Annotated in this window: 16 protein-coding genes; 9 read left to right on the forward strand and 7 right to left on the reverse strand. The window is 67.8% G+C overall.

From position 1 onward, the window contains the following. Nucleotides 1-30 precede the first annotated feature (30 nt). The 4 genes from FBR43_RS03055 to FBR43_RS03070 are packed head-to-tail and all read left to right on the forward strand — an operon-like array spanning nt 31 to nt 4,148. Complete coding sequence (locus FBR43_RS03055; RefSeq protein ID WP_136941733.1) at nt 31-765, forward strand: ABC transporter ATP-binding protein; 735 nt, start codon at nt 31-33, stop codon at nt 763-765. Continuing rightward, the gene (locus FBR43_RS03060; RefSeq protein ID WP_136941734.1) at nt 762-2,198 is read left to right on the forward strand and encodes an ABC transporter permease; all 1,437 of its coding nucleotides are present in this window, start codon (nt 762-764) and stop codon (nt 2,196-2,198) included. Before FBR43_RS03055 ends, FBR43_RS03060 begins: the two co-directional genes overlap by 4 nt. Continuing rightward, nucleotides 2,198-3,460 (forward strand): DUF3526 domain-containing protein, encoded by a 1,263-nt coding sequence (locus tag FBR43_RS03065; protein ID WP_136941735.1) that lies wholly within the window; start codon nt 2,198-2,200, stop codon nt 3,458-3,460. The genes FBR43_RS03060 and FBR43_RS03065 overlap by 1 nt, the downstream gene beginning before the upstream one ends. Continuing rightward, a complete protein-coding gene (locus tag FBR43_RS03070; protein ID WP_136941736.1) occupies nt 3,453-4,148 on the forward strand; it encodes a class I SAM-dependent methyltransferase in 696 nt (231 codons plus the stop codon). The genes FBR43_RS03065 and FBR43_RS03070 overlap by 8 nt, the downstream gene beginning before the upstream one ends. 298 nt (nt 4,149-4,446) lie before the next feature. On the opposite strand, the gene FBR43_RS03075 is transcribed toward FBR43_RS03070, so the two are convergent. The 5 genes from FBR43_RS03075 to FBR43_RS03095 all read right to left on the reverse strand — a co-directional run bounded on the left by FBR43_RS03075 (nt 4,447) and on the right by FBR43_RS03095 (nt 8,932). Further along, nucleotides 4,447-4,767 carry a hypothetical protein gene (locus FBR43_RS03075; RefSeq protein WP_136941737.1) on the reverse strand — a complete coding sequence of 107 codons (321 nt, stop codon included), beginning with the start codon at nt 4,765-4,767 and terminating at the stop codon, nt 4,447-4,449. A 117-nt stretch (nt 4,768-4,884) separates the two neighbouring features. Then, nucleotides 4,885-5,274, reverse strand: a complete 390-nt coding sequence (locus FBR43_RS03080) for a response regulator (RefSeq protein WP_136941738.1) — start codon at nt 5,272-5,274, stop codon at nt 4,885-4,887. Further along, nucleotides 5,275-7,719: an ATP-binding protein gene (locus FBR43_RS03085; RefSeq protein ID WP_136941739.1), complete on the reverse strand. Its 2,445-nt coding sequence runs from the start codon at nt 7,717-7,719 to the stop codon at nt 5,275-5,277. It lies immediately after the preceding gene. Further along, nucleotides 7,716-8,354 carry a LuxR C-terminal-related transcriptional regulator gene (locus FBR43_RS03090; protein ID WP_136941740.1) on the reverse strand — a complete coding sequence of 213 codons (639 nt, stop codon included), beginning with the start codon at nt 8,352-8,354 and terminating at the stop codon, nt 7,716-7,718. Before FBR43_RS03090 ends, FBR43_RS03085 begins: the two co-directional genes overlap by 4 nt. A gap of 62 nt (nt 8,355-8,416) precedes the next feature. Next, nucleotides 8,417-8,932: a hypothetical protein gene (locus FBR43_RS03095; RefSeq protein ID WP_136941741.1), complete on the reverse strand. Its 516-nt coding sequence runs from the start codon at nt 8,930-8,932 to the stop codon at nt 8,417-8,419. A gap of 214 nt (nt 8,933-9,146) precedes the next feature. Between FBR43_RS03095 and FBR43_RS03100 the strand changes: the two genes are divergently transcribed. The 5 genes from FBR43_RS03100 to FBR43_RS03120 are packed head-to-tail and all read left to right on the forward strand — an operon-like array spanning nt 9,147 to nt 14,173. Continuing rightward, the gene (locus FBR43_RS03100) at nt 9,147-9,698 is read left to right on the forward strand and encodes a Csu type fimbrial protein (protein WP_136941742.1); all 552 of its coding nucleotides are present in this window, start codon (nt 9,147-9,149) and stop codon (nt 9,696-9,698) included. A gap of 5 nt (nt 9,699-9,703) precedes the next feature. Then, nucleotides 9,704-10,207 carry a Csu type fimbrial protein gene (locus tag FBR43_RS03105; protein WP_169542446.1) on the forward strand — a complete coding sequence of 168 codons (504 nt, stop codon included), beginning with the start codon at nt 9,704-9,706 and terminating at the stop codon, nt 10,205-10,207. Nucleotides 10,208-10,223: 16 nt separating this feature from the next. After that, nucleotides 10,224-10,934, forward strand: a complete 711-nt coding sequence (locus FBR43_RS03110; protein WP_136941744.1) for a fimbrial biogenesis chaperone — start codon at nt 10,224-10,226, stop codon at nt 10,932-10,934. Nucleotides 10,935-10,958: 24 nt separating this feature from the next. Further along, the gene (locus FBR43_RS03115) at nt 10,959-13,235 is read left to right on the forward strand and encodes a fimbria/pilus outer membrane usher protein (protein WP_136941745.1); all 2,277 of its coding nucleotides are present in this window, start codon (nt 10,959-10,961) and stop codon (nt 13,233-13,235) included. Then, nucleotides 13,226-14,173 carry a Csu type fimbrial protein gene (locus FBR43_RS03120; RefSeq protein ID WP_169542447.1) on the forward strand — a complete coding sequence of 316 codons (948 nt, stop codon included), beginning with the start codon at nt 13,226-13,228 and terminating at the stop codon, nt 14,171-14,173. The genes FBR43_RS03115 and FBR43_RS03120 overlap by 10 nt, the downstream gene beginning before the upstream one ends. A gap of 280 nt (nt 14,174-14,453) precedes the next feature. On the opposite strand, the gene FBR43_RS03125 is transcribed toward FBR43_RS03120, so the two are convergent. Next, nucleotides 14,454-17,087: a TonB-dependent receptor gene (locus FBR43_RS03125; RefSeq protein ID WP_136941747.1), complete on the reverse strand. Its 2,634-nt coding sequence runs from the start codon at nt 17,085-17,087 to the stop codon at nt 14,454-14,456. A 19-nt stretch (nt 17,088-17,106) separates the two neighbouring features. Then, nucleotides 17,107-19,274: glycoside hydrolase family 3 protein (locus FBR43_RS03130; protein ID WP_136941748.1), on the reverse strand; the 2,168-nt coding region annotated here is incomplete at its 5' end.

Genomic DNA, 19,274 nt, shown 5'->3' on the forward strand with positions numbered 1-19,274 from the left:
GGGTGTCGCGAACGACTTGCAGGGAACGACATGACCGAAGCCCCCCCCATCCATATCGACGCGTTGACGCTCGCCTACGGCACGCATCGCGTGCTCGACGGCCTGACGCTATCGGTGCCGGCGGGCAGCATCACCGCGCTGCTCGGCGGCAACGGCGCGGGCAAGTCGACGACGCTCGCGGCGCTCCTGGGCTTCGCGAAGGCGCAGTCGGGAACGATCGCGGTCTGCGGCGTCGATCCGGGCAGACAGCCCGATCTCGCGCGCAAGCGGATCGCCTATCTGCCCGAGAACGTCGCGCTGTACGAACATCTGACGGCGGTCGAGAACGCCGATTATCTGCTGGCGCTTTCGGGCGAGCGCCAATCGAAGGCGGCGATCACCGATGCGCTCGCCGCCGCCGGCCTTCAGGATCGCGCATGGGACCAGCGGCTCGGCGGCTTTTCGAAGGGCATGCGGCAGAAGGTCGCGATCGCGGTCGCCTTGTTGCGACAAGTGCCGGTGCTGCTGCTCGATGAACCGACCTCGGGCCTCGATCCGCGCGCGACGGCCGACTTCAACGCGCTTGTCTCGGCAGTGCGCGACCGGGGGACGGCGGTGCTGATGGTCACGCACGACCTGCTTTCCGCCGCCGACGTCGCCGACAGCATCGCCTTCCTCGAAGGCGGCCGCGTGGCCGAGGCAGTGCCGGCAAGCGGCCCCGACCGCTTCGACATTCGCGCGCTGCACGCCCGTTTCCAGGTCGGCGCCGATCGGCTGGCGGCGTGAGCGTCGTCCGCCTGATCGCGCGCGACGAACTGCGGCTGATGGCGCGCAACCGCGTCGCCGTCATCGCCTTCGTCCTGCTGGTTCTGCTGACGCTCGCCGCGGTCCTGAGCAGCTGGGCGCACCAGCGCGGTATCGCCGAACTCCGCTCGCGGCATGCGGCGGCGGCGGAGCAGGCGTTCGATGCACAGCCCAATCGCCATCCGCACCGCGTCGTGCATTACGGCACCTTCATCTTCCGCCCGCTCAGCCCGCTTGCCGCGTTCGACCCCGGCGTCGATGCGTTCACCGGCAACAGCATGTTCCTCGAGGGGCATCGTCAGAACACCGCGAATTTCGGCGATGTGCGGCAAAGCTCGCTGCTGATCCGCTTCGGCCAGCTGACGCCTGCTTTCGTGTTGCAGATCGTCGCGCCATTGCTGCTGATCTTCCTCGGCTACGGCGCGCTCGCCCGCGAGCGCGAGCGCGGGACGTTGCGGCTGTTGATGTTGCAGGGCGTGGGGCGCGGCGAACTGGTGCGCGGCAAGGGAGCGGCGCTGGGCGTCGTCGCGCTGCTGGCGGGGCTGCCCGCGATGATCGGGTTCGCGCTGATCGCGGGACAACCGGGCGCGCAGATCGTGCCGATGCTGACGATCGCGGGCGGCTATCTGGCCTATCTGGCGCTCTGGGTCGTCGTCATCCTGCTCGTCTCGGCATTTGCCCGGCGGAGCCGCGACGCGCTGCTCGCGCTGGTGGCGATATGGGCAGTTACCGTCATCCTGTTGCCGCGCGTGGTGCCCGACATCGCCAACGCCGCCGTGCCGCTGCGCAACCGGCTGCAGACCGACGTTGCGATCGCGCGCGATCTTCGCCGCATGGGCGACAGCCACAATCCCGACGATCCGCATTATGCCGCGTTCAAGCAATCGGTGCTCGATCGCTATGGCGTCACGCGGGTCGAGGACCTGCCGCTCAACTACAAGGGCGTGCTCGCCATGGAGGGCGAGCGACTGACTTCGTCGCTGTTCGATCGCTATGCCGGCGAAAGCTTCGCCGCGCAGGCGCGGCAGAACGCGCTGGTCGATGCCGCTGGCATCCTGAGCCCCGCCATCGCCTTGCGATCGCTGTCGATGGCGGCGGCGGGCACCGATTTCGCTGGCCATCGCCGCTTCCTCGATCAGGCCGAGGCCTATCGCTACGATCTTGTCCAACGCCTGAACCGGATGCAGGCGACCGATGTCAGCTATGCCGATGATACCGCCACCGACGCGGGTGCCGACCAGCGAAAGCGCGTCGCGGCCGACAATTGGCAACGAATGCCCGACTTCCGCTTCGAACGCCCCGACGGCGCCGTACTGGCGCGTGCGGCGCTGCCCGGCCTTGCGATACTCGTCGCATGGCTGATGATCGCGACCGGCCTGCTCGCGCTCGCCACGCGCCGTCTGGGAGTACGCTGATGTCGCTGCTCGCGCACGAACTGCGCCTGTTGCTGCGCCATCGCCTGACGGTCGCAGCGCTCGCACTGCTTGCCGTCCTCACCATCGCCGCACTGGCCGCGGGCATGGCCGAAACGTCGCGCCAGCATGCCGCCATCGCCGCGATCCCCGCGGCGCAGGCCGAGGATATCGCCGCCGTCGCCGACTATGTCGACCAGTCGAAGGATGCCGGCAGCGCCGCCTATTACAGCTTCCACCCAACTTGGGACGCGCCCGCCCCGCTCGCCTTCGCGGCGCTGGGCATGCGTGACGTGTCGCCCTACATGCTGCGTGTGCGCGCGCTGGGGCTCGAGGCGCAAATCTATGACGGCGACACCTTCAATCCCGAGCTTGCCTTGCCCGGCCGGTTCGATTTCGCGTTCGTGCTCGTCTTTCTCGCGCCGCTGTTCGTGATCGCGCTGTTCCACGACCTCGTCTCGTCCGAGCGCGAGGCGGGACGCCAGCGCACGCTCGACGCACTGCCCAACGGCGGCAAGGCGCTGTGGCGCCGGCGCACGGCGCTGCGGTTCGCGCTCGTCTGGGCCACGCTCGCGCTTCCGTTCACCGCCGCCGCGCTGATCGAAGGCGTTGCGCTGCCGACATTGCTGATCGTCCTCGACCTCATCGCCGCCTATCTCTTCTTCTGGGTCGGCATCGCCGCGTTGGTCGGACGGTTGCAGTGGAGCTCGGTCGCCAATGCCGCGACGCTTGCGGCCACATGGCTGGTGCTCGTGCTGGTCGTCCCGACGCTGGCAAACGTCGCGATCAATCGGGCGATCCCGGTCGATCAGGGGGCTGAGATCGCGCTGGCACAGCGCGAGGCGGTGAATGGCGCATGGGAAATCCCGCGCGAACAGACGATGCGGCGCTTCTATGCCAGCCATCCGCAATGGGCCGACTCGCCGCCGCTCGGTACCGAGTTCCACTACAAATGGTATCTCGCCTTCCACCAGAATGGCGACGCGAGCGTAGCCGGCCGCGTGCAGGCCTATCGCGCCGGGCTCGAGGCACGCGATGCCGCCGGGCGCGCCCTGGGCTGGCTGCTGCCGTCGGTGGGCGTGCAGGCGTTGCTGACGCGTCTGGCGCAGACCGACCTTACGGCCCAGCTCGCCTATCAGGATCGCGTGCGCGCCTTTCACGCACAGCTGCGCGATTTCTACTACGCCTATCTCTTTCGCGACCGGCCGTTCGGCAAGGCCGACTTCGCCCGCGCGCCCAGATTCAAGGACACACCCGATGGCTGACGGCAACCAGCTCTTCCTCGACATGTTCAACGATCCCGACGCCATCACGCGCTATGCCGAAGGGCCGCCGCGCTTCACGCCGGGGTTCGAGGCGCTGCACCGGATGAGCGCCATCCTGCTCGCCGAGCATATGCCCGTCGACGGCCATCTGCTCGTTCTCGGCGCGGGGGGCGGGCTCGAGTTGAAGGCCTTTGCCGCCGCACAACCCGGCTGGCGTTTCACCGGCGTCGATCCGGCGGGCCCGATGCTCGATCTCGCCCGCGTCACGATGGGCTCGCACGCCGATCGCGCCACGCTGATCGAGGGCAAGATCGACGCCGCGCCCGACGGCCCGTTCGACGGCGCGACCTGCCTCCTCACGCTACACTTCCTGCCGCGTGATGCGCGGACGCAGACGCTGCGCGAGATGCGCCGCCGTATGAAACCGGGCGCGCCGCTCGTCGTCGCCCATTCGAGCTTCCCGCAGGACGAACCGGCACGCGCGCGCTGGCTCGATCGCTATGCCGCCTATGCCCTCGCATCGGGCGCCGACCCCGCGCAAGTCGAGCAGGCGCGTGCCGCCGTCGGCGCCAGCCTCGCGCTGCTGACGCCCGAACAGGACGAAGCCTGCCTGCGCGACGCCGGGTTCGACGCCGTCGACCTGTTCTACGCCGCCTTCACCTGGCGCGGCTGGACGGCGCGGGCCTGAGGCGCGGATATCGACGACGATCCGGAAGCCTGCTGTCATACCGTCCGCGCTGACGTCGGCGACGTCGTCAACAAGGCGACGTTGTTGATCTTCCGCTATCGCAACTGCACGGGCGGCATGCCAGCCAACGATAAGGTTCGTGCCTTCATAAGTGACTGGCGCACCCGGCATGAAAGCGATGGGCACTACGATTGTTGGGAAATTTGCCTTCTGTATTCAGGAGCGGCTGAAGACTAACGCTTGAAAGGATCTAACCCACCATCCCCGTTCAGGTGATCCGCCCGTGAAGCACATCACTTCAGGCTGGCTCGCAGAACGCCGAGATTTCGCTCAGCATCGTTTGCGCGTCGACGACGTAGCCGTCCCAGTCGTGGCCGATGCGCTGGGTGGTCCATGCCAGGCTGTGCGCCTTCCAGCGGCCGAGAAGGTCGCTGGCCATGTCGCGCCGACGAGGGCCGCAGAGCTGTTCGAGCATCAGGAGCGTGAACAGGCGGCGCATCAGCTCCCAGCGAATCGACGAAAGCGCGCAGGCAGCCGGCGGCGCGGCCGTGCCGATCATGGCCAGCAGGCGATTGGCCAGCCGTTTCACTTCCTGCCGGTCGTGGTCGATATCCTGCATTCTGCCCTCGCGTCGTATGAGCGCGACAGGCGCTGCGCCGCGTTAAGGCAAGCCTATCGCAGCGACGGGGGATGACCGCTCTTCGACCAAGGTCGTACGGATCGCGAACCTTTGCCTTCAGACTCCGGCCATGATCGTGCGCAGATCGGCCGCGAGCCGCAGCGGGTCGAACGGCTTGACGATGACCCCCCTGGCGCCGGCGGCCATATAGGCCTCGATATCGGTCGCCTGCGCGCGCGCCGTCATGAGCACCACGGGGACCGCGGCCGCGGCATCCGTGCGGCTGGCGATGATCCGCATCAGTTCGGTGCCCGCCGTTTCGGGCATCATCACGTCGAATACGAAAAGGTCGAACGCGTCCGGCTCGGCGTCGATCAGCGCGAGCGCTTCGCGGGCCGATTCGACGTCGATCACCGACAGGTCGTTGTCGAGGCGGAGCGACAGGGTGGCGATGCGGCGAACGTCGCGATCGTCGTCGACGTACAGGATCCGAAGCGGGCCTGGCATTCAGACCTCCTGATTCGCGTGATCGACGACCTTGCGGATGATCGAACGAAGCTCGGGCAATGTCGTCCGCGATTTGGTGACGACGGCGGCGGCGCGGCCCACCAGTTCCGCCGATACCGCCTGGGCGGAGTGCACGATGACCGGGATCGGCCTACCCGATGTGTCGACGAGGTCGGGCAGCAGGTCGACCCCGCTCCCGTCGGGTAGCGCGAGATCGAGGATGACGATGTCGGGCTCGCGTTCGCGCAGCATGCGGCGAGCGGTGGCCAGGTCGGGCGCCGTCAGCACTTCACCTTCGCCCGCCATCGCGGCGACGACTACCTGACCGAGATCGCGATCGTCCTCGACCTGGAGGATGAGGTTGCCGCTCCGCTGCCGGCGCCGGGCCCGCGCCTGCGACAATGTCGCCTGGATCGCCGCTTCATCGATCGGCTTGGCGAACCACGCGATGATGTCGAACGGCAACGCGGCTTCGGTTTCGAGCAGCGCCTGCGAGACGATCGCGCACGGCGCAGGGCCAAGGTCGGGATCGCGATTGAGCCACGCCCAGAACTCGTCCTGCCGCTCCGCCGCCATGTCCAGATCGAACAGGATGAGTGCGGGGGGCGTTGCCGAGCGCGCCGCGCGCTCGACCGCCTTGATCGTCGCGACAGGTTCGAGGATCGCCCCATCCGCCTCGGCGATGGCCGAGATGCGGGCGATCGTTTCGGCGTCCTGCGACAGGAGCAGGAGGCGGTCCCGGCTGGCGTGCCTTATGCGATCGAGCGCGATCACGAAGCGTGCTCCGCCGCCGGGCGCATCCTCGTACCACACCGACCCGTTATGGGCGCCGACGATCTCGCGCACGATTGCAAGGCCAAGGCCGGTCCCGCTCGCCTGGTCGGCGGGCGCCTGGCCGAACCGGTCGAAAATCCGGTCGCGAAATTCGGTCGGGACGCCCGCGCCTTCGTCGGTGATCGTCAGCAAGGCACGCCCGTTCTCCGATCGCGTGGCGATCGTGACGCTCGACCTTTCCGGTGCGTGGCGCACCGCGTTCGACAGGAGATTGCCCGCCGCCTGGATCAGGCGCTGACGGTCGGCGGCGACGATCAGTGGCGCCTCGTGCGTTTCGACGGCGATGCCGATTCCCCGCGCGGCCGCTGACCCGCGATAGCTTTCGGTCGTCTCCGCCGCGATCGCGCCGAGATCGGCCTCGGCGATGTCGAGCGTCATGGCTCCCTGGCTCAGCTTGTCGAGATCGAGGATGTCGTTGGTCAAGCGGATGAGCCGCCGGGCGTTGTTCTCGGCTATCTCCACCAGTTCCCGGGCCATCTCCGGCAGATCCCCGGCGGAGCCCGCACGCAGCAGCCCCAACGAGCCGACGACCGAGGTAAGCGGCGTACGCAGCTCGTGGCTGACGGTGGCGATGAAGTCGCTCTTCATCCGCTCGACCGCCTTGCGCTCCGACACGTCTCGCAGCGATGCGACGACGTGAAGTCCATCGGGCAATGGCATCAGGCCGAGCGATATGTCGACGGGTACGTGCCGGCCGTCGCTCGCCACTGCCAGACGATCGACCAGCATCGGCGTCGCGATGCCGTCCTCGCTCGCGCCCAGCCGCTCGTGAAACGTGCCTTCGCCGGCGGCGATGTCGAGGATGGTCGACACGTCGCGCCGCTCGATCTCGGCAGGTCGGTAGCCCAGCAGGCGAGCGGTTGCCGCATTGATCTGCTCGATCGATCCGCTTGGATTGAAGATGATGATCGCGTCGCTCGTGCTCTCGAGAATGGCCCGGTGCCGGGCCGACGCCGCTTGCGCAGCCAGCGACGCGGCCCATCGCTGCGCGCGCAGCCGCCAGAGCACGACGAGCCCGACGAGAAGCGCTGCGGTGACGACGGCGACCAGCGCCCAGGCCTGGCGCTGGATCGACCGGCTGCGGGCTTCGAAGCGAGCGCTGGCTCGCGCGATCTCGCGGTCGCTCCGCGCGATCTGCGCGTCCATCAGCCGTTCGATTCGCGTCATCAGCGCAAGGCCTTCGCCATCGGCGATGCGTTCGGTCGCGCGTTCCCACTCGCCGGCCGCGCCCAGCGACAGCACCTGATCCATCTCCTCGAACTTGGCCGCGACGATCTCGCCTACCGCCGCATCGCCGGTCAGCGAGCGGTAGCGCGCCACTTCTGCATCGACGGTCGAGCGCGCCGGCTGAAATGGCACGAGAAATCGCGGATCGCGCGTGAGCACATAGCCGCGCTGGGCGGTTTCCGCCTGCCGCAACGCAGCCCGCAGGCCGAGCGCCGTCGCGGTCACCTCGCCGCTGTCGCGCGCCATGCGCCGTGCATCGTCGGCGCGCGAATATTCGGCGCCGAGAAACCACGCGAATGCAACGAGGATCGCCGGGATCAGTACCGCGAGCGCGACGAAGAGCAGGGGAGACGGTGCGGTGGATGCAAGGACGGGCCGGTTCATGCCAACGCCTCGTCACCCAGATCACCCATGAGCGATTGCAGCGCCAGCAGCGCCTGCGCGCGATTGACGACCCCCAGGCGGCGAAAGATCGCGGTCATGTGCGCCTTTACCGTCGCCTCGGTGATGTCGAGCGCGGCGGCGATGCGCTTGTTCGATTCGCCGCTACCCATCGCGAACAGCACACGGCGCTGTGCTTCGGAAAGCCCGGCGATCCGATCGCGCAGTGGCGCGCCGGCATCCTCGAATACGGCCGGAAACCCCGCCTCTCCCGCAGCGATACCGCGAATCTGCCGCGCCAGCGTGTCGAGCGGCTCGCGCTTGCCCAGGAACCCCGCTGCGCCAAGCGACCGGGCGATGCCGACCAGCTTCGGGTCTTCGCGCGCCGTAATCACCACGATACGCGCTTCGGGCAGCGCAAACTGCAGGCGCAGAAACCCCGAGAAGCCGCGCGCGTCGGGAAGTAACAGATCGAGCAGCAGCATGCGATAGTTCGGATACCGGGCGATCCGCGTCTCGGCCTCGGCGATCGAACCGGCCGAATCCACGGCGATGCCGGGCATTGCCAGCCGCACCGCCATGGCCAGACCTTCTCGTGTCAGCGGATGGTCGTCCGCTATAAGGACGCGCTCGCTCATCCGTCGCCTCCTTCCCGAGGATATACCTCGGTGTTTTCAGTGTTCTGCAATATTGTCGCGCACTATTCTTCAATGCAGATCATATGTCCATCGAAAGGACGGTCGATTTCAGCATGGCACGATCGCATGTGACCGACCCGCCCCGATTGCTCGTAGCGATCCGCGACGACATTCCGGCACGGCACGATCGTGTGGGCGCGCTGGTGCGTGCGTGCGGCGGCACGATTGCGGGTGTGGCCGACGATGCGGATCTCTGGCTGGTCGCCGGGCGGGCGGCCACCGCGCCGACGGATGTGCCGCTGCTGACCTATGCCGGCATCGATGCAGCCGGAAACTCTCCCGACCTTCCATGTCCCGACGATCAGGATGCCTTTTGCGAAGCGCTTGCGCCATGGCTCGATCGCGGTGCGGCGTTCGGACGCATGACCGCGCTGTTCGGCGATGCCGCGATGGTGCCGATGGCAGCGCGCCTTGCCGACGATCTTGATCGATTGATAGCCGGGCAGGCGATCGACCACGCCGACCTGCACAAACTGGGCGGCTTCGCAGGCACGCTGGGCTTTCGCCGTCTGGCGCATTGCACGGAGCGTTTGTCTCTGAGCGCTCGATCCTATCTTCCGGCCGCGCGGCGCGAGGCCGATCGGGCACGTGCAATCGTTCGCGCATATCTTCGGAATCGGGCGAAGCCTACGACCTTGGTCTAAATGGTGGCGTCGACAGTGCACGGCAAAAGAGGTCGTTAACCCGGTTCGGCGAGCCAAGCCTCCATCGCATTTCCGCGAGGGGGTATTCATGATCGACCACCGCTTCATTTCGCTTCGCCGAGCCGTTGCCGCCGCATTGGCGGTCCTGCCGATCGCGATCGCCGCGACGCCTGCCGCAGCGCAGACCGCGACGGGCACGATCGGCGTAGAGCTGACCGTCACCAACGCCTGCGTCGTCAACGATTCGACGACGCTTCAGTCGACGCTCGGCACCGTCGGCGACGTGAACTTCGGCACGCAGCCGGGCACGTTCCAGACCGTGGACGGCGAGCTTGTCGGCAATGTGGGGGCGTTGTCGATCCGCTGTTCGCCCGATGCCTCGCCGACGCTGACGATCGGGTCGGGCAGCAACGACAATGCCGGCGTGCGGCGCATGATTTCCGGCAGCGCGACGATTCCCTACCGGCTCTACACCAACGCCTCGCGCGACAACGAGATCACGATCGGTCGCCAGATGTCGCTCGGCCCGGCAACGACCGCGCCGATCGTCGTGCCGATCTATGCACGCGCCAGCAATCCCGGCGGCATTGCCCGCGCGGGGCGCTACACCGACACCGTCCAGATCACGCTCGCCTGGTAACTCCGGTGCGTGCCCTCCCGGTCGCCATCTGCTGTGCCGCCGCCCTCCCGGCTCCGGCGGCGGCGCAGACGACGCAAAGCTTCACCGTCGGCGCGACGATCGTTCCCGGTTGCCGGGTCGAGACGATGGCAGGCGGCGACTGGGGGCGGATCAATCTCGGCAGCGTGCCGGGCACCGCTTCGGGAACGGTAGAGGCGGACCTGATCGCCGCCGGCACCGGCATCGCCATCGAATGCACGCCCGGCACTACCGCGAGCGTGCGCGCCGATGCCGGTCAGAACGCCTCGGGCGGCGTTCGCGCGCTGGCGCGGACGGCCGGGGGTGCGACGCGGCTTCCCTATCGACTGATCCTCGAAGGGGGCAGCGAATGGACGACGCAGGCGATCGCGCTCGATTTCACGTCGGCGACGCCGGTTCGGCGCCTGCCCATCAGAGGTCGCGCAGTACTGCCCGGCGCGCTTGCGGCCGGACGCTACGTCGACACCGTGAACATCACCATCAGCTGGTAATCCTGGGAGTTTCGCCATGTGCTTTCGCCTGATCGCCGCCGTCGCGGCGTTCGCTTCGCCGTCGCTTGCGCACGCGCAAAGCGCCATCGTGCTGTGGCCTACCGATCCGCGCATCGTCGCGACCGAACAGGCGACCGCGCTTTGGCTCGAGAACCACGGCAAGGAGCCGGTAACGCTTCAGATTCGAGCGCAAGACTGGACGCAGGCCGGCGGTGCAAACCAGGAAGGCCCCACACAGGCGGTCATCAGCAGCCCGCCGATCGCGACGATTGCGCCGGGCGAGCGGCAGCTCGTGCGCGTCATCCGTCGCGGTTCTGCGCCGGTGGGCGAAAAGGCGTACCGCCTGCTCGTCGACGAGCTTCCGAAGCCCGCGCCCGCCACCGAAGGCGGCGTTGCCGCACGCCTGTCGGTCCAGATGCGCTATTCGCTGCCGCTCTTCACCTATGGCGAGGCGGCCGACGGCTTGACGCCGCAGCTTCGCTCGGCGGTGCGGCTGGTCGACGGCAAGCGCTGGATCGAGATCAGCAACTCGGGCTCGCGCCACGCGCGGCTGACCGACCTGCGCGTCGGCAGCGGGGCGGCGGTGCGTACGGTACAGGCGGGTCTGGTCGGCTATGTCCTGCCTGGCGCGACGATGCGCTGGCCGCTGCCCGACGACTTCGTCGCGCCAGCCCCGATCACCATCGGCGTCAATGGCGCCGATCTGTCGCTTTCGATCTCGGCCTGACACGGACGCGCGGGGGGCACGGGCGTGGCGCGCTGGACGGCGGCGGCGGTGCTCGCCGCGCTGCTCATCATCCTGGCGAGCCTTGCCGATGCGCGCGCGGCATCGGCGGCGTCGCAGACGCTGTTCGTCGAACTGTTCGTCAACGGAGCGCCGCGTGCCACGCTTGCCGAACTGCGGATCGAGGACGAGCGCATGACGATGGCCGCATCGGTACTGCGCGACGCCGGTGTCGCCGTGCGCGGCGAGGCGGAGATCGACCTGGCCGCCGCCGGTTTCTCGCCGGCCTATGACGCGCTTCGCCAGACCCTGCACCTGACCGTGCCTGCCGCGCTGCTCCCTATCAGCCGTCGAAGCGGCCCCGCGCGCGAGCGGGTGCTCGCCGACGTCGCGACGGGGGCGGCGTTCAATTACGATGCTTTCGTCCAGACCAGCGGGGGCCGCACCAGCGCTTCCCTGTGGAGCGAGGCGCGCCTGTTCGGTGCTTTCGGCAACCTGTCGACGACGGGGGTGGTGCGCGCGGGCTCGGGTCTCGGCAACGGCTATCTGCGCTACGACACGCGGCTGCGCCACGTCGATGCCGACCGCGCGCTGGTGTTTACCGGCGGCGACCTCATCACCGGGGCGATGGCCTGGACACGTCCCGTTCGACTGGGCGGCGTGCAGATCGGCCGTAACTTCCGCTCGCGCCCCGACCTCGTCACCATGCCGCTGCCGAGCTTCTCGGGCGAGGCCGCGGTGCCGAGCGCCGTCGACCTGTTCATCGACGGCTATCGCCAGCAGAGCGACAGCGTGGCGCCGGGCCGCTTCGTCGTCGACGGGATGCCCGTCGTCAGCGGTGCGGGCACCGCGACGATCGTCACCACCGATGCCGTCGGCCGCCAGGTCGCGACCAGCGTTCCCTTCTATGTCGCGCCCGACCTGCTGCGCCCCGGCCTTGTCGATTTTTCGGCCGAGATCGGGCTGGTGCGCAAGCGCTACGGCCTCGACAGCTTCGCCTATGGCCGCGCGGCGGCCAGCGGCTTCGTGCGCCGCGGCATGACGCCGCGCCTGACGCTCGAGGCAAATGGCGAATGGTCCGAGCGAAGCGCGGCTTTGGGCGCGGGCGCGGTCTGGATGCCCGGCCTGTTCGGCACGCTGAGCGCCAGCGTCATCGCATCGCGTGCCGATGGCACGTCGGGGACGCAGATCACCGCCGGCTACCAATATACGGGGCGCAGCTTCTCGTTCGCGGCCGAGCATCGCCGCCGGTCGGACGGCTTTCGCACGCTTGCCGATTTCGACCTGCGCGACATGCCCGCCGGCGGCAGCAGCACCCGCGCGATCGCCAGCCTCAACCTCGATCGCTGGGGCAGCATCGGTGCGGGCTATATCGACGTGAAGCCGTTGCGCGGCGCGCGTGCGCGGCTGGCGACGGCATCCTGGTCGGTGCCCGTCACGCGCTCGGCCTTCGCGTTCGTCAGTGCCGACTACGATCTCGACCGGCGCGCCGTTTCGGGTCAGTTCCGCATCGCCTTTCCGCTGGGCGGCGGCAGCGCGAGCACTGGCGTGGGCCGCGACCGTGGCCGCGGCTTCCAGACGCAGGCCGAGTATAGCCGCGCGGCACCGCTCACCGGCGGCATCGGCATCAACGCCGGCGCCGCGATCGACGAGCGCGGCCGCACTTATGGCCAGGGCGAAGCGGTGTTTCGCACCCACAGCGCGCAATTCACCGTCGGCGGCTCGATCGCCGATCGCCGCGGCGCGGTCTGGGCCGGCGCATCGGGATCGGTCGTGTCGCTCGACGGCGGCATCTTCGCCGCCAACGACGTGAGCGACGCCTTTGCCGTCGTGTCGACCGGCGGCATTGCCGACGTGCCCGTGCATTACGAGAATCAGCTGGTCGGCAAGACCGACGCCCGTGGTCACCTGCTGATCCCGCGTATCATCGCCTATCAGCCGGCTACGGTCTCGATCGATCCGATGAAGCTCGAGGCCGGGCTGATGCCTACCGCCGTCCGCCGCCGCATCGCCGTGGCGGAAGGAGCCGCCACCGTCATCGCCATGCCGATCCGCACGCTGCGCAGCGCCACGATCGCGCTGGTCGACGATGGCGGCCAGCCGATTACCGCAGGCGCGGTCGCCACGCTTGCCGACGGGACGCAGAGCATCGTCGGCTGGGACGGAATCCTCTATGTCGAGGATGTCGCACAGGCGCGCTCGATCGCGATCCGCCAGCCCGATGGCGCGCAATGCCGCGCCGCCGTCGCCGATCTCGACGGCGCCGTGTCGTTCGACCGGCGGGAGCATGTGACATGTCACTGATCCTGCGACTGGCCGCGCTCGTCCTCGCCATGGTCGCCGCGGCGCCCGCCGACGCCGCCTGCACGATCGGCTCGGGCAATGCAGCCTTCGGCACGGGCAGCTCCTACGCCGTCCGCCAGAACGGTATCGCCGCGACGAGCACCGGCGCGGGACTGCGCTGCAACGGTTCGATCATCACGCTGCTGGGCGGCAACTCGGCGCGTGCCACGATGACGAGCGCCAACGGATTTCAGCTGAAGCAGGGCAGCGATAGCATCGCCTATACCGTGAGCGCCGATCCCAATGGCGCCTATCCGTTCACGCAAGGCGGCACGATCGACTATTTTAATCCGCAGCTCCTATCGCTGCTGACGATCCTGAACGGCAGTTCGTTCGCGCCGCAGATCCACGCGCGGCTGGCGGGCGGAGCCAATGTCGCGGCGGGCACCTATACCGACACGCTGACGGTCCAGTGGGCCTATACGATCTGCTACGGCGTCAACCTGTCGGGCATCTGCATCCTGGGCGAGAGCGGAACCGGCACCTCGACGATCCAGGTCGCGATCACCGTGACCAAGGATTGCCGGATCGACGCACCGGCGCTGTCGTTCGGCACCGCCGCCCTCGTCTCGCAATTCGCCGAGGTGACGCAGACGCTTCGCGCCGACTGCACCAAGGATACCGCCTTCACCGTATCGCTCTCGGCCGGCGGCAACAGATCGGCACGCCCCTGGCGCGCGATGCGCGACGCCGGGGGGAACACGCTGCGCTACAATCTGTACCGCGCTGACGGGTCGACGATCTGGGACGAGAGCAATCCGCTGACCTCGACCACGCCCGGCACCGGCGCACTGACCCCCGCAATCCCCTTCACCTATCGCGCCCGCATCGACTCCTCACAAGCCACGCCGGCCGCGGGGGCCTATAGCGACATCGTCAGCGTACTAGTCAGCTTCTAACACCGCGAATAGCCGGAAAGGTTGTTTGATCTCGAAATCCTAGGCTTCTGAATGCCGAGCACATTCACGCCAGGCGCGAAGCAAAACGGCACGTCGCGATCTGTGCAATTACCTAGTGTTCCAGCCGCCTGTCATAATAGAACTGGCGCGCTGTCTCACGAAACGAACGTCCCGCCGCTATCAATCCAACCGCCCGCTGCAACAGATCAGTCGAACGGGACTTCATCATTACAATAGCAGGGGCAGCGCCGACGTGCACGGCACTGCCCCTGCTTCGGCTTCAGAAGTTCACGCGCGCACGCACACCATAGGTCTGCGCGTCGTTGAGGAAGCGGATGTTGAGCGACGAGCCCACCAGCGCCTTGAGCGAGGCCTGCTGATCGGTGAAATTCGCCGCCCATGCCTCGAGGCGATAGCGCCCAAGCGTATAGCCGACGCCGAGGTTGAGCGTTGTGAAGCCCTGCTGACGATCGGGGAAGCCTGCCTCGAGCGCGGTCTGCCGTGTTCCGTCGAGGAACACGATATCGTCCTCGTTGAACTGTGAGAGGAAGAAGGACGACCGGTAGTTGAACAGCGCCTGCCAGTCGAACCGACCCTCGCCGATGTCGAACCATTGCGAGAGCTTGGCACTGAGGTTGACGCGCGAGGCCAGCGGCAGCCGGTTGCCCGCCAGGCTGATGAGCGGCGATTCGCCGCCGGCATCGAAGTCCTGCGCGCGGGCATCGGCTACCACGCCTTCGGTGATCTCGGTATCAAGATAGGCGAAGTTGAGGTCGAGGCCGAAATTGCCCGGCAGTTGCAGCCGCGTCTCGGCCTCGAGGCCGTAGATGCGCGACGCGCCGATGTTGCGATTGACGAGCGAGTAGCCGTTGCAGACGGGTGGTGCCTGCGTTTCGTCCAGATTGATGCAGGTCAGGTCCTGAAACACCTGGTCCTGATAATCGTAGTAGAAGCCCGTGACGTTGAACACCGCACGGCGCCCGAACGCGCGGAAGCTGTTGCGGCTGCCGATCTCGAACACCGTCAGGTTTTCAGGGCGAAACTCCTCGGGGATCGGCGAATTGTTGAAACTGTCGTTGAAGCCGCCCGATTTGTGGCCCGTCGAAACCTTGGCATAGACCATGTTGTCGTCGGTGACGTCGAATTCGACGCCGGCGCGATAATCGAAGAAATTGAACGCCGCCGAGCCCACCTGCTGTTCGGGAATCGTCAGATTGGCGTAGCTGAAACCGCCATTGGTGTTGGTGGGGCAGGTGACGAAGCCGTTGTCGATATCGGGCCGCGTGAAGCAGGTCCCCAGCGGATTGGCGCCGCTGGCGATCGCGCCGATCTGCTGGATGAGCGTGTCGCGCGCGCCGGGCGTGCGGATGCCCTCGATCAGGAACTGCGCCTGGCCCTGCGGCGTGTTGATGCCGCTCACGTCGAAATTGGGTCGGTCGAGCAGTGCGGGGCGGAAGCCTTCGGTGCCGAGGCGCGTACCGATGCAGCACGCGAAATCAGCGCCGCCCAGCGTCAGCGCCCAGTTGCCGCCGATGCCGAAGCGCGACTTGCGCTCGTCGGTATAGCGCATGCCGCCCAATATGCGCAGCCGGTCGGTCACGTCGAAGGTCGCGTCGACGAAGAAGGCGTAGCTCTCGCCATCGACGTCGGGCATCGTGAACTCGGTGCCCGAATAGCAGCAATAGCCGCGATCGGCGACGGCCATGTAGCCGACCTGCTGGTCTTCCTTGAAATAGAAGCCGCCTAGGTTCCAGCGCAGCCGCTGGCTGGCATCGGCGGTGGCGCGCACCTCATAGACCTGGCTTTGCGAACGGCTCTGCCAGAAATTGTTCGAGAAATTGTCGAACTGCACCGCCGAATAGTCGCGGCCCGGCCAGGCGATGCTCTCGCTGCTGGCATTGGCCTGGAAGAAATCGACCGAGCGGTAGCTGCCCGTCGCCTCGATCGCGAAGGTGTCGAAGCCGTAGCGCACGCGGCCCTGCACGCCCCACAGCTCGTTCTCCATCACCCCCTGCTGGCCGCGATACACCACGTCGCGCAGCTCGAGCTGCTCGGGGCGCAGACCCGTCGCCTGCACCGCGGCGAAGATGTTGGCGCCGGGATAGCCAGTGCCCGTTTCCTTGCCGTAATCGCCGACGACCGACAGCGACAGCCGGTCGCTCGGTTCCCACAATAGCGAGAGGCGTCCGGCATAATTCTCCTCGAGCCCGGCGGGGCGCAGCCGGCTCGCCTGCGGATCGGGCGAGGCGTTGCGGAAGCCATAGTCGCGATCGACATAATAGCCCGAGACGCGCGCGGCGAAGGTGCTGCCGAGCGGGATGTTGAGCGCGCCCTCTGCCGCCCAGCTGTTGCGATTGGCATATTCGGCCTGCGCATAGCCGCCCCATTCGCCGAGCCGCGGCTTGGCGGTGATGATGTTGAGCGTGCCCGCCAGCGCGTTGCGGCCGTAGAGCGTGCCCTGCGGCCCCTTGTTCACCTCGACGCGCTCGAGATCGTAGAACATCAGGCCCAGTCCACGCGGGCGGGGGATGTAGGTGCCGTTCAGATGCGGCGCCGCACCCGGATCGCCGAGCTCGGTATTGTTCGACGAGCCGACGCCGCGGATGAATATCTCGATATTGCCTTCCTGATTGGCGATGTTGAGGCCGGGCACCGCTGTCTGCAGGTTGCGCAGTTCGGTGATGCCGCTCTTGCGCAGATCGTCGCCAGTGAACGCCTGCACGACGCCCGAGACGTCCTGGAGGTTTTCTTCGCGGCGGTTGGCGGTGACGACGATGTCGACGTCGCGCGCGTCATTTTCCTCGGCAGTCGGGCTGGTCGACTGGTCCTGCGGTACCTCTTCCTGCGCCCACACAGGCGTTGCCGCCGTGCCTGCCAGCAGGAGCGCTACGATCGAAAGCTTGGTGCGATGCATGATATTCCTCCCCCGTTTTTTATAGAGACCGCGAACACGCGATCTGGCCGGTCCCTGCCTGTGCGAGCGTTGCGCCCGAAATGGTGATGTCCATGGTGCCGCTGGTCTGGATGGCGAGCGGCTGCGTGACGCGCGTCATGTCGGCGCCGCTGCGGACGAAACATGCCAGCGGCACCGCGATGCGTGTCCATTCGCCACGCGGCGCGGCGCGCAGCGGTGCCTCGATGGCGACCGTACCGCCGCACCCCTCGCCGCAACCGACGCCCAGCGTCACCGGCGCGCTCGGCGCGCGGTCGACGCGAAGCTCGATCTCGATCGCCAGATCGCCATTGGCCTCGCGCGTCAGATCGACGGGATCGCGCCCGACGATCGCCGCCACGGCGTCGCCCCTGCCCGTCCAGCGCAGGCGGACGCTGTCCTCCTGCGCCGTGCGATCGGCGGCATTCGCGCTGATGAGATCGGGACCGGGGTTCGCCGTCAGCGCACCCGGCGCGCCGATCAGCAGCTGTCGACCCTGGCCGGTCCGCCCGGCGGCGAACAGGATATTGGGGTCGGCATTGGCAGTCGTCACGCGCGCTTCGGGGAGCGGTGCCAGCTCGCCCTTGTCCTTCAGCGTCAGACCATAGCCATAGGCGAACAGCGGGTCGTAGTTCTTGTCGCCGGTGTTGAGGGCGGTGTCGTCGCTTTCGCGCGGCCAGCTATAGGGCAGCTTGCCGGTGAAGTCGGCCTTGCCGAACAGCATGTCGGCGACGCCGCCGCCCTCGGAGCCGGGCAGCCAGGCGGCGACGAACGCGTCGGAGGCGTTGAGCTGCGGGTTCACCCATAGCGGCCGGCCCGACAGGAACACCGATATCGTCGGGATGCCTGCGGCCTTGAGGCGGCGCAGCAGCGCCAGATGCTCGCCCGTATCGTCAAAGCCCACATCGGTGCGGTCGCCCTGGAACTCGGCATAGGGCGTCTCGCCATAGACGACGACCGCCACGTCGGGCCGCTCGGTGAAGCTGCCATCGGCCGAGTGGGTGACGCTGCCGCCCGCCGCCTTCGCCTCGGCCGCCATTGCCTCGGCGATCGTCTGGCCGTTGGGGAAGTCGGCGCGCGTCGTGCCGGTGCCCTGCCAGGTCAGCGTCCAGCCGCCCGTCTGCATCGTCAGGTTGTCGGCGCCGTCGCCTGCCACGAGGATGCGCGCGCCTGGCTTCAGCGGCAGCACCGAGCCGGCGTTCTTGAGCAGCACCAGCGATTCGCGCACCGCCTGGCGCGCGACCGCGCGATGATCGGCACTGCCGAGCAGATCGAACCGCCCGGCATAGGGCCGCTGCGAGGGCCTCGCCGCCTCGAACAGCCCCGCGCGCAGCTTGACGCGCAGGATGCGCCGCACCGCATCGTCGAGCACTGCCATCGGCAGCGATCCGTCCTTCGCCTGCGCCAGCGTGTTGGTCCACAGCCCCTTCCAGCTGTCGGGCGCCATCGCCATGTCGAGCCCGGCGATGAAGGTCTGGCGGCAGTTGTCGGGCGTGCAGCCGGGCACCTGGCCATGGCCGTTCCAGTCACCCACCAACAGCCCGTCGAATCCCCAGCGATCCTTGACGACGCCGCGCAGCAGCGGGCGATGCCCGTGCATCTTCACGCCGTTCCAGCTCGAGAAGCTCACCATGATCGACTGCACGCCCGCCTCGATCGCGGGAATGTACGGCGCGGCGAACAGCCGGCGCAGATCGGCCTCGCTCACCTGCGTGTCGCCCTGGTCCTTGCCGCCCAGAGTGCCGCCGTCGCCGAGGAAATGCTTGGCGGTGGCGATGATGTGGGGGCCGCGCAGCCAGTCGGCATCGCCCACCCTGCCCTGCAACCCCTCGATCAGCGGGTGTGCATACGAGGTCGCGATCTCGGGATGCTCGCCGAACCCCTCATAGGTGCGCCCCCAGCGATCGTCGCGCACCACCGCCAGCGTCGGCGCGAAGGTCCAGTCGAGCCCCGTCACGCGCATCTCGATCGCCGTCACCTCGCCGATGCGGCGCATCAGCTCGGGGTTCCGCGCGGCGCCGAGACCGATATTGTGCGGAAACAGCGTCGCGCCGACGATGTTGTTGTGGCCGTGCACCGCATCCGATCCCCACATCACCGGGATGCGCGGCAGCGTGCCGTTGGGGCGCATCGAGGCGGCGTGGAACGCATCGGCCAGCGCCAGCCACT

Origin of the sequence: Sphingomonas baiyangensis, assembly GCF_005144715.1 — a bacterium.
GTDB classification, from domain to species: domain Bacteria; phylum Pseudomonadota; class Alphaproteobacteria; order Sphingomonadales; family Sphingomonadaceae; genus Sphingomonas; species Sphingomonas baiyangensis.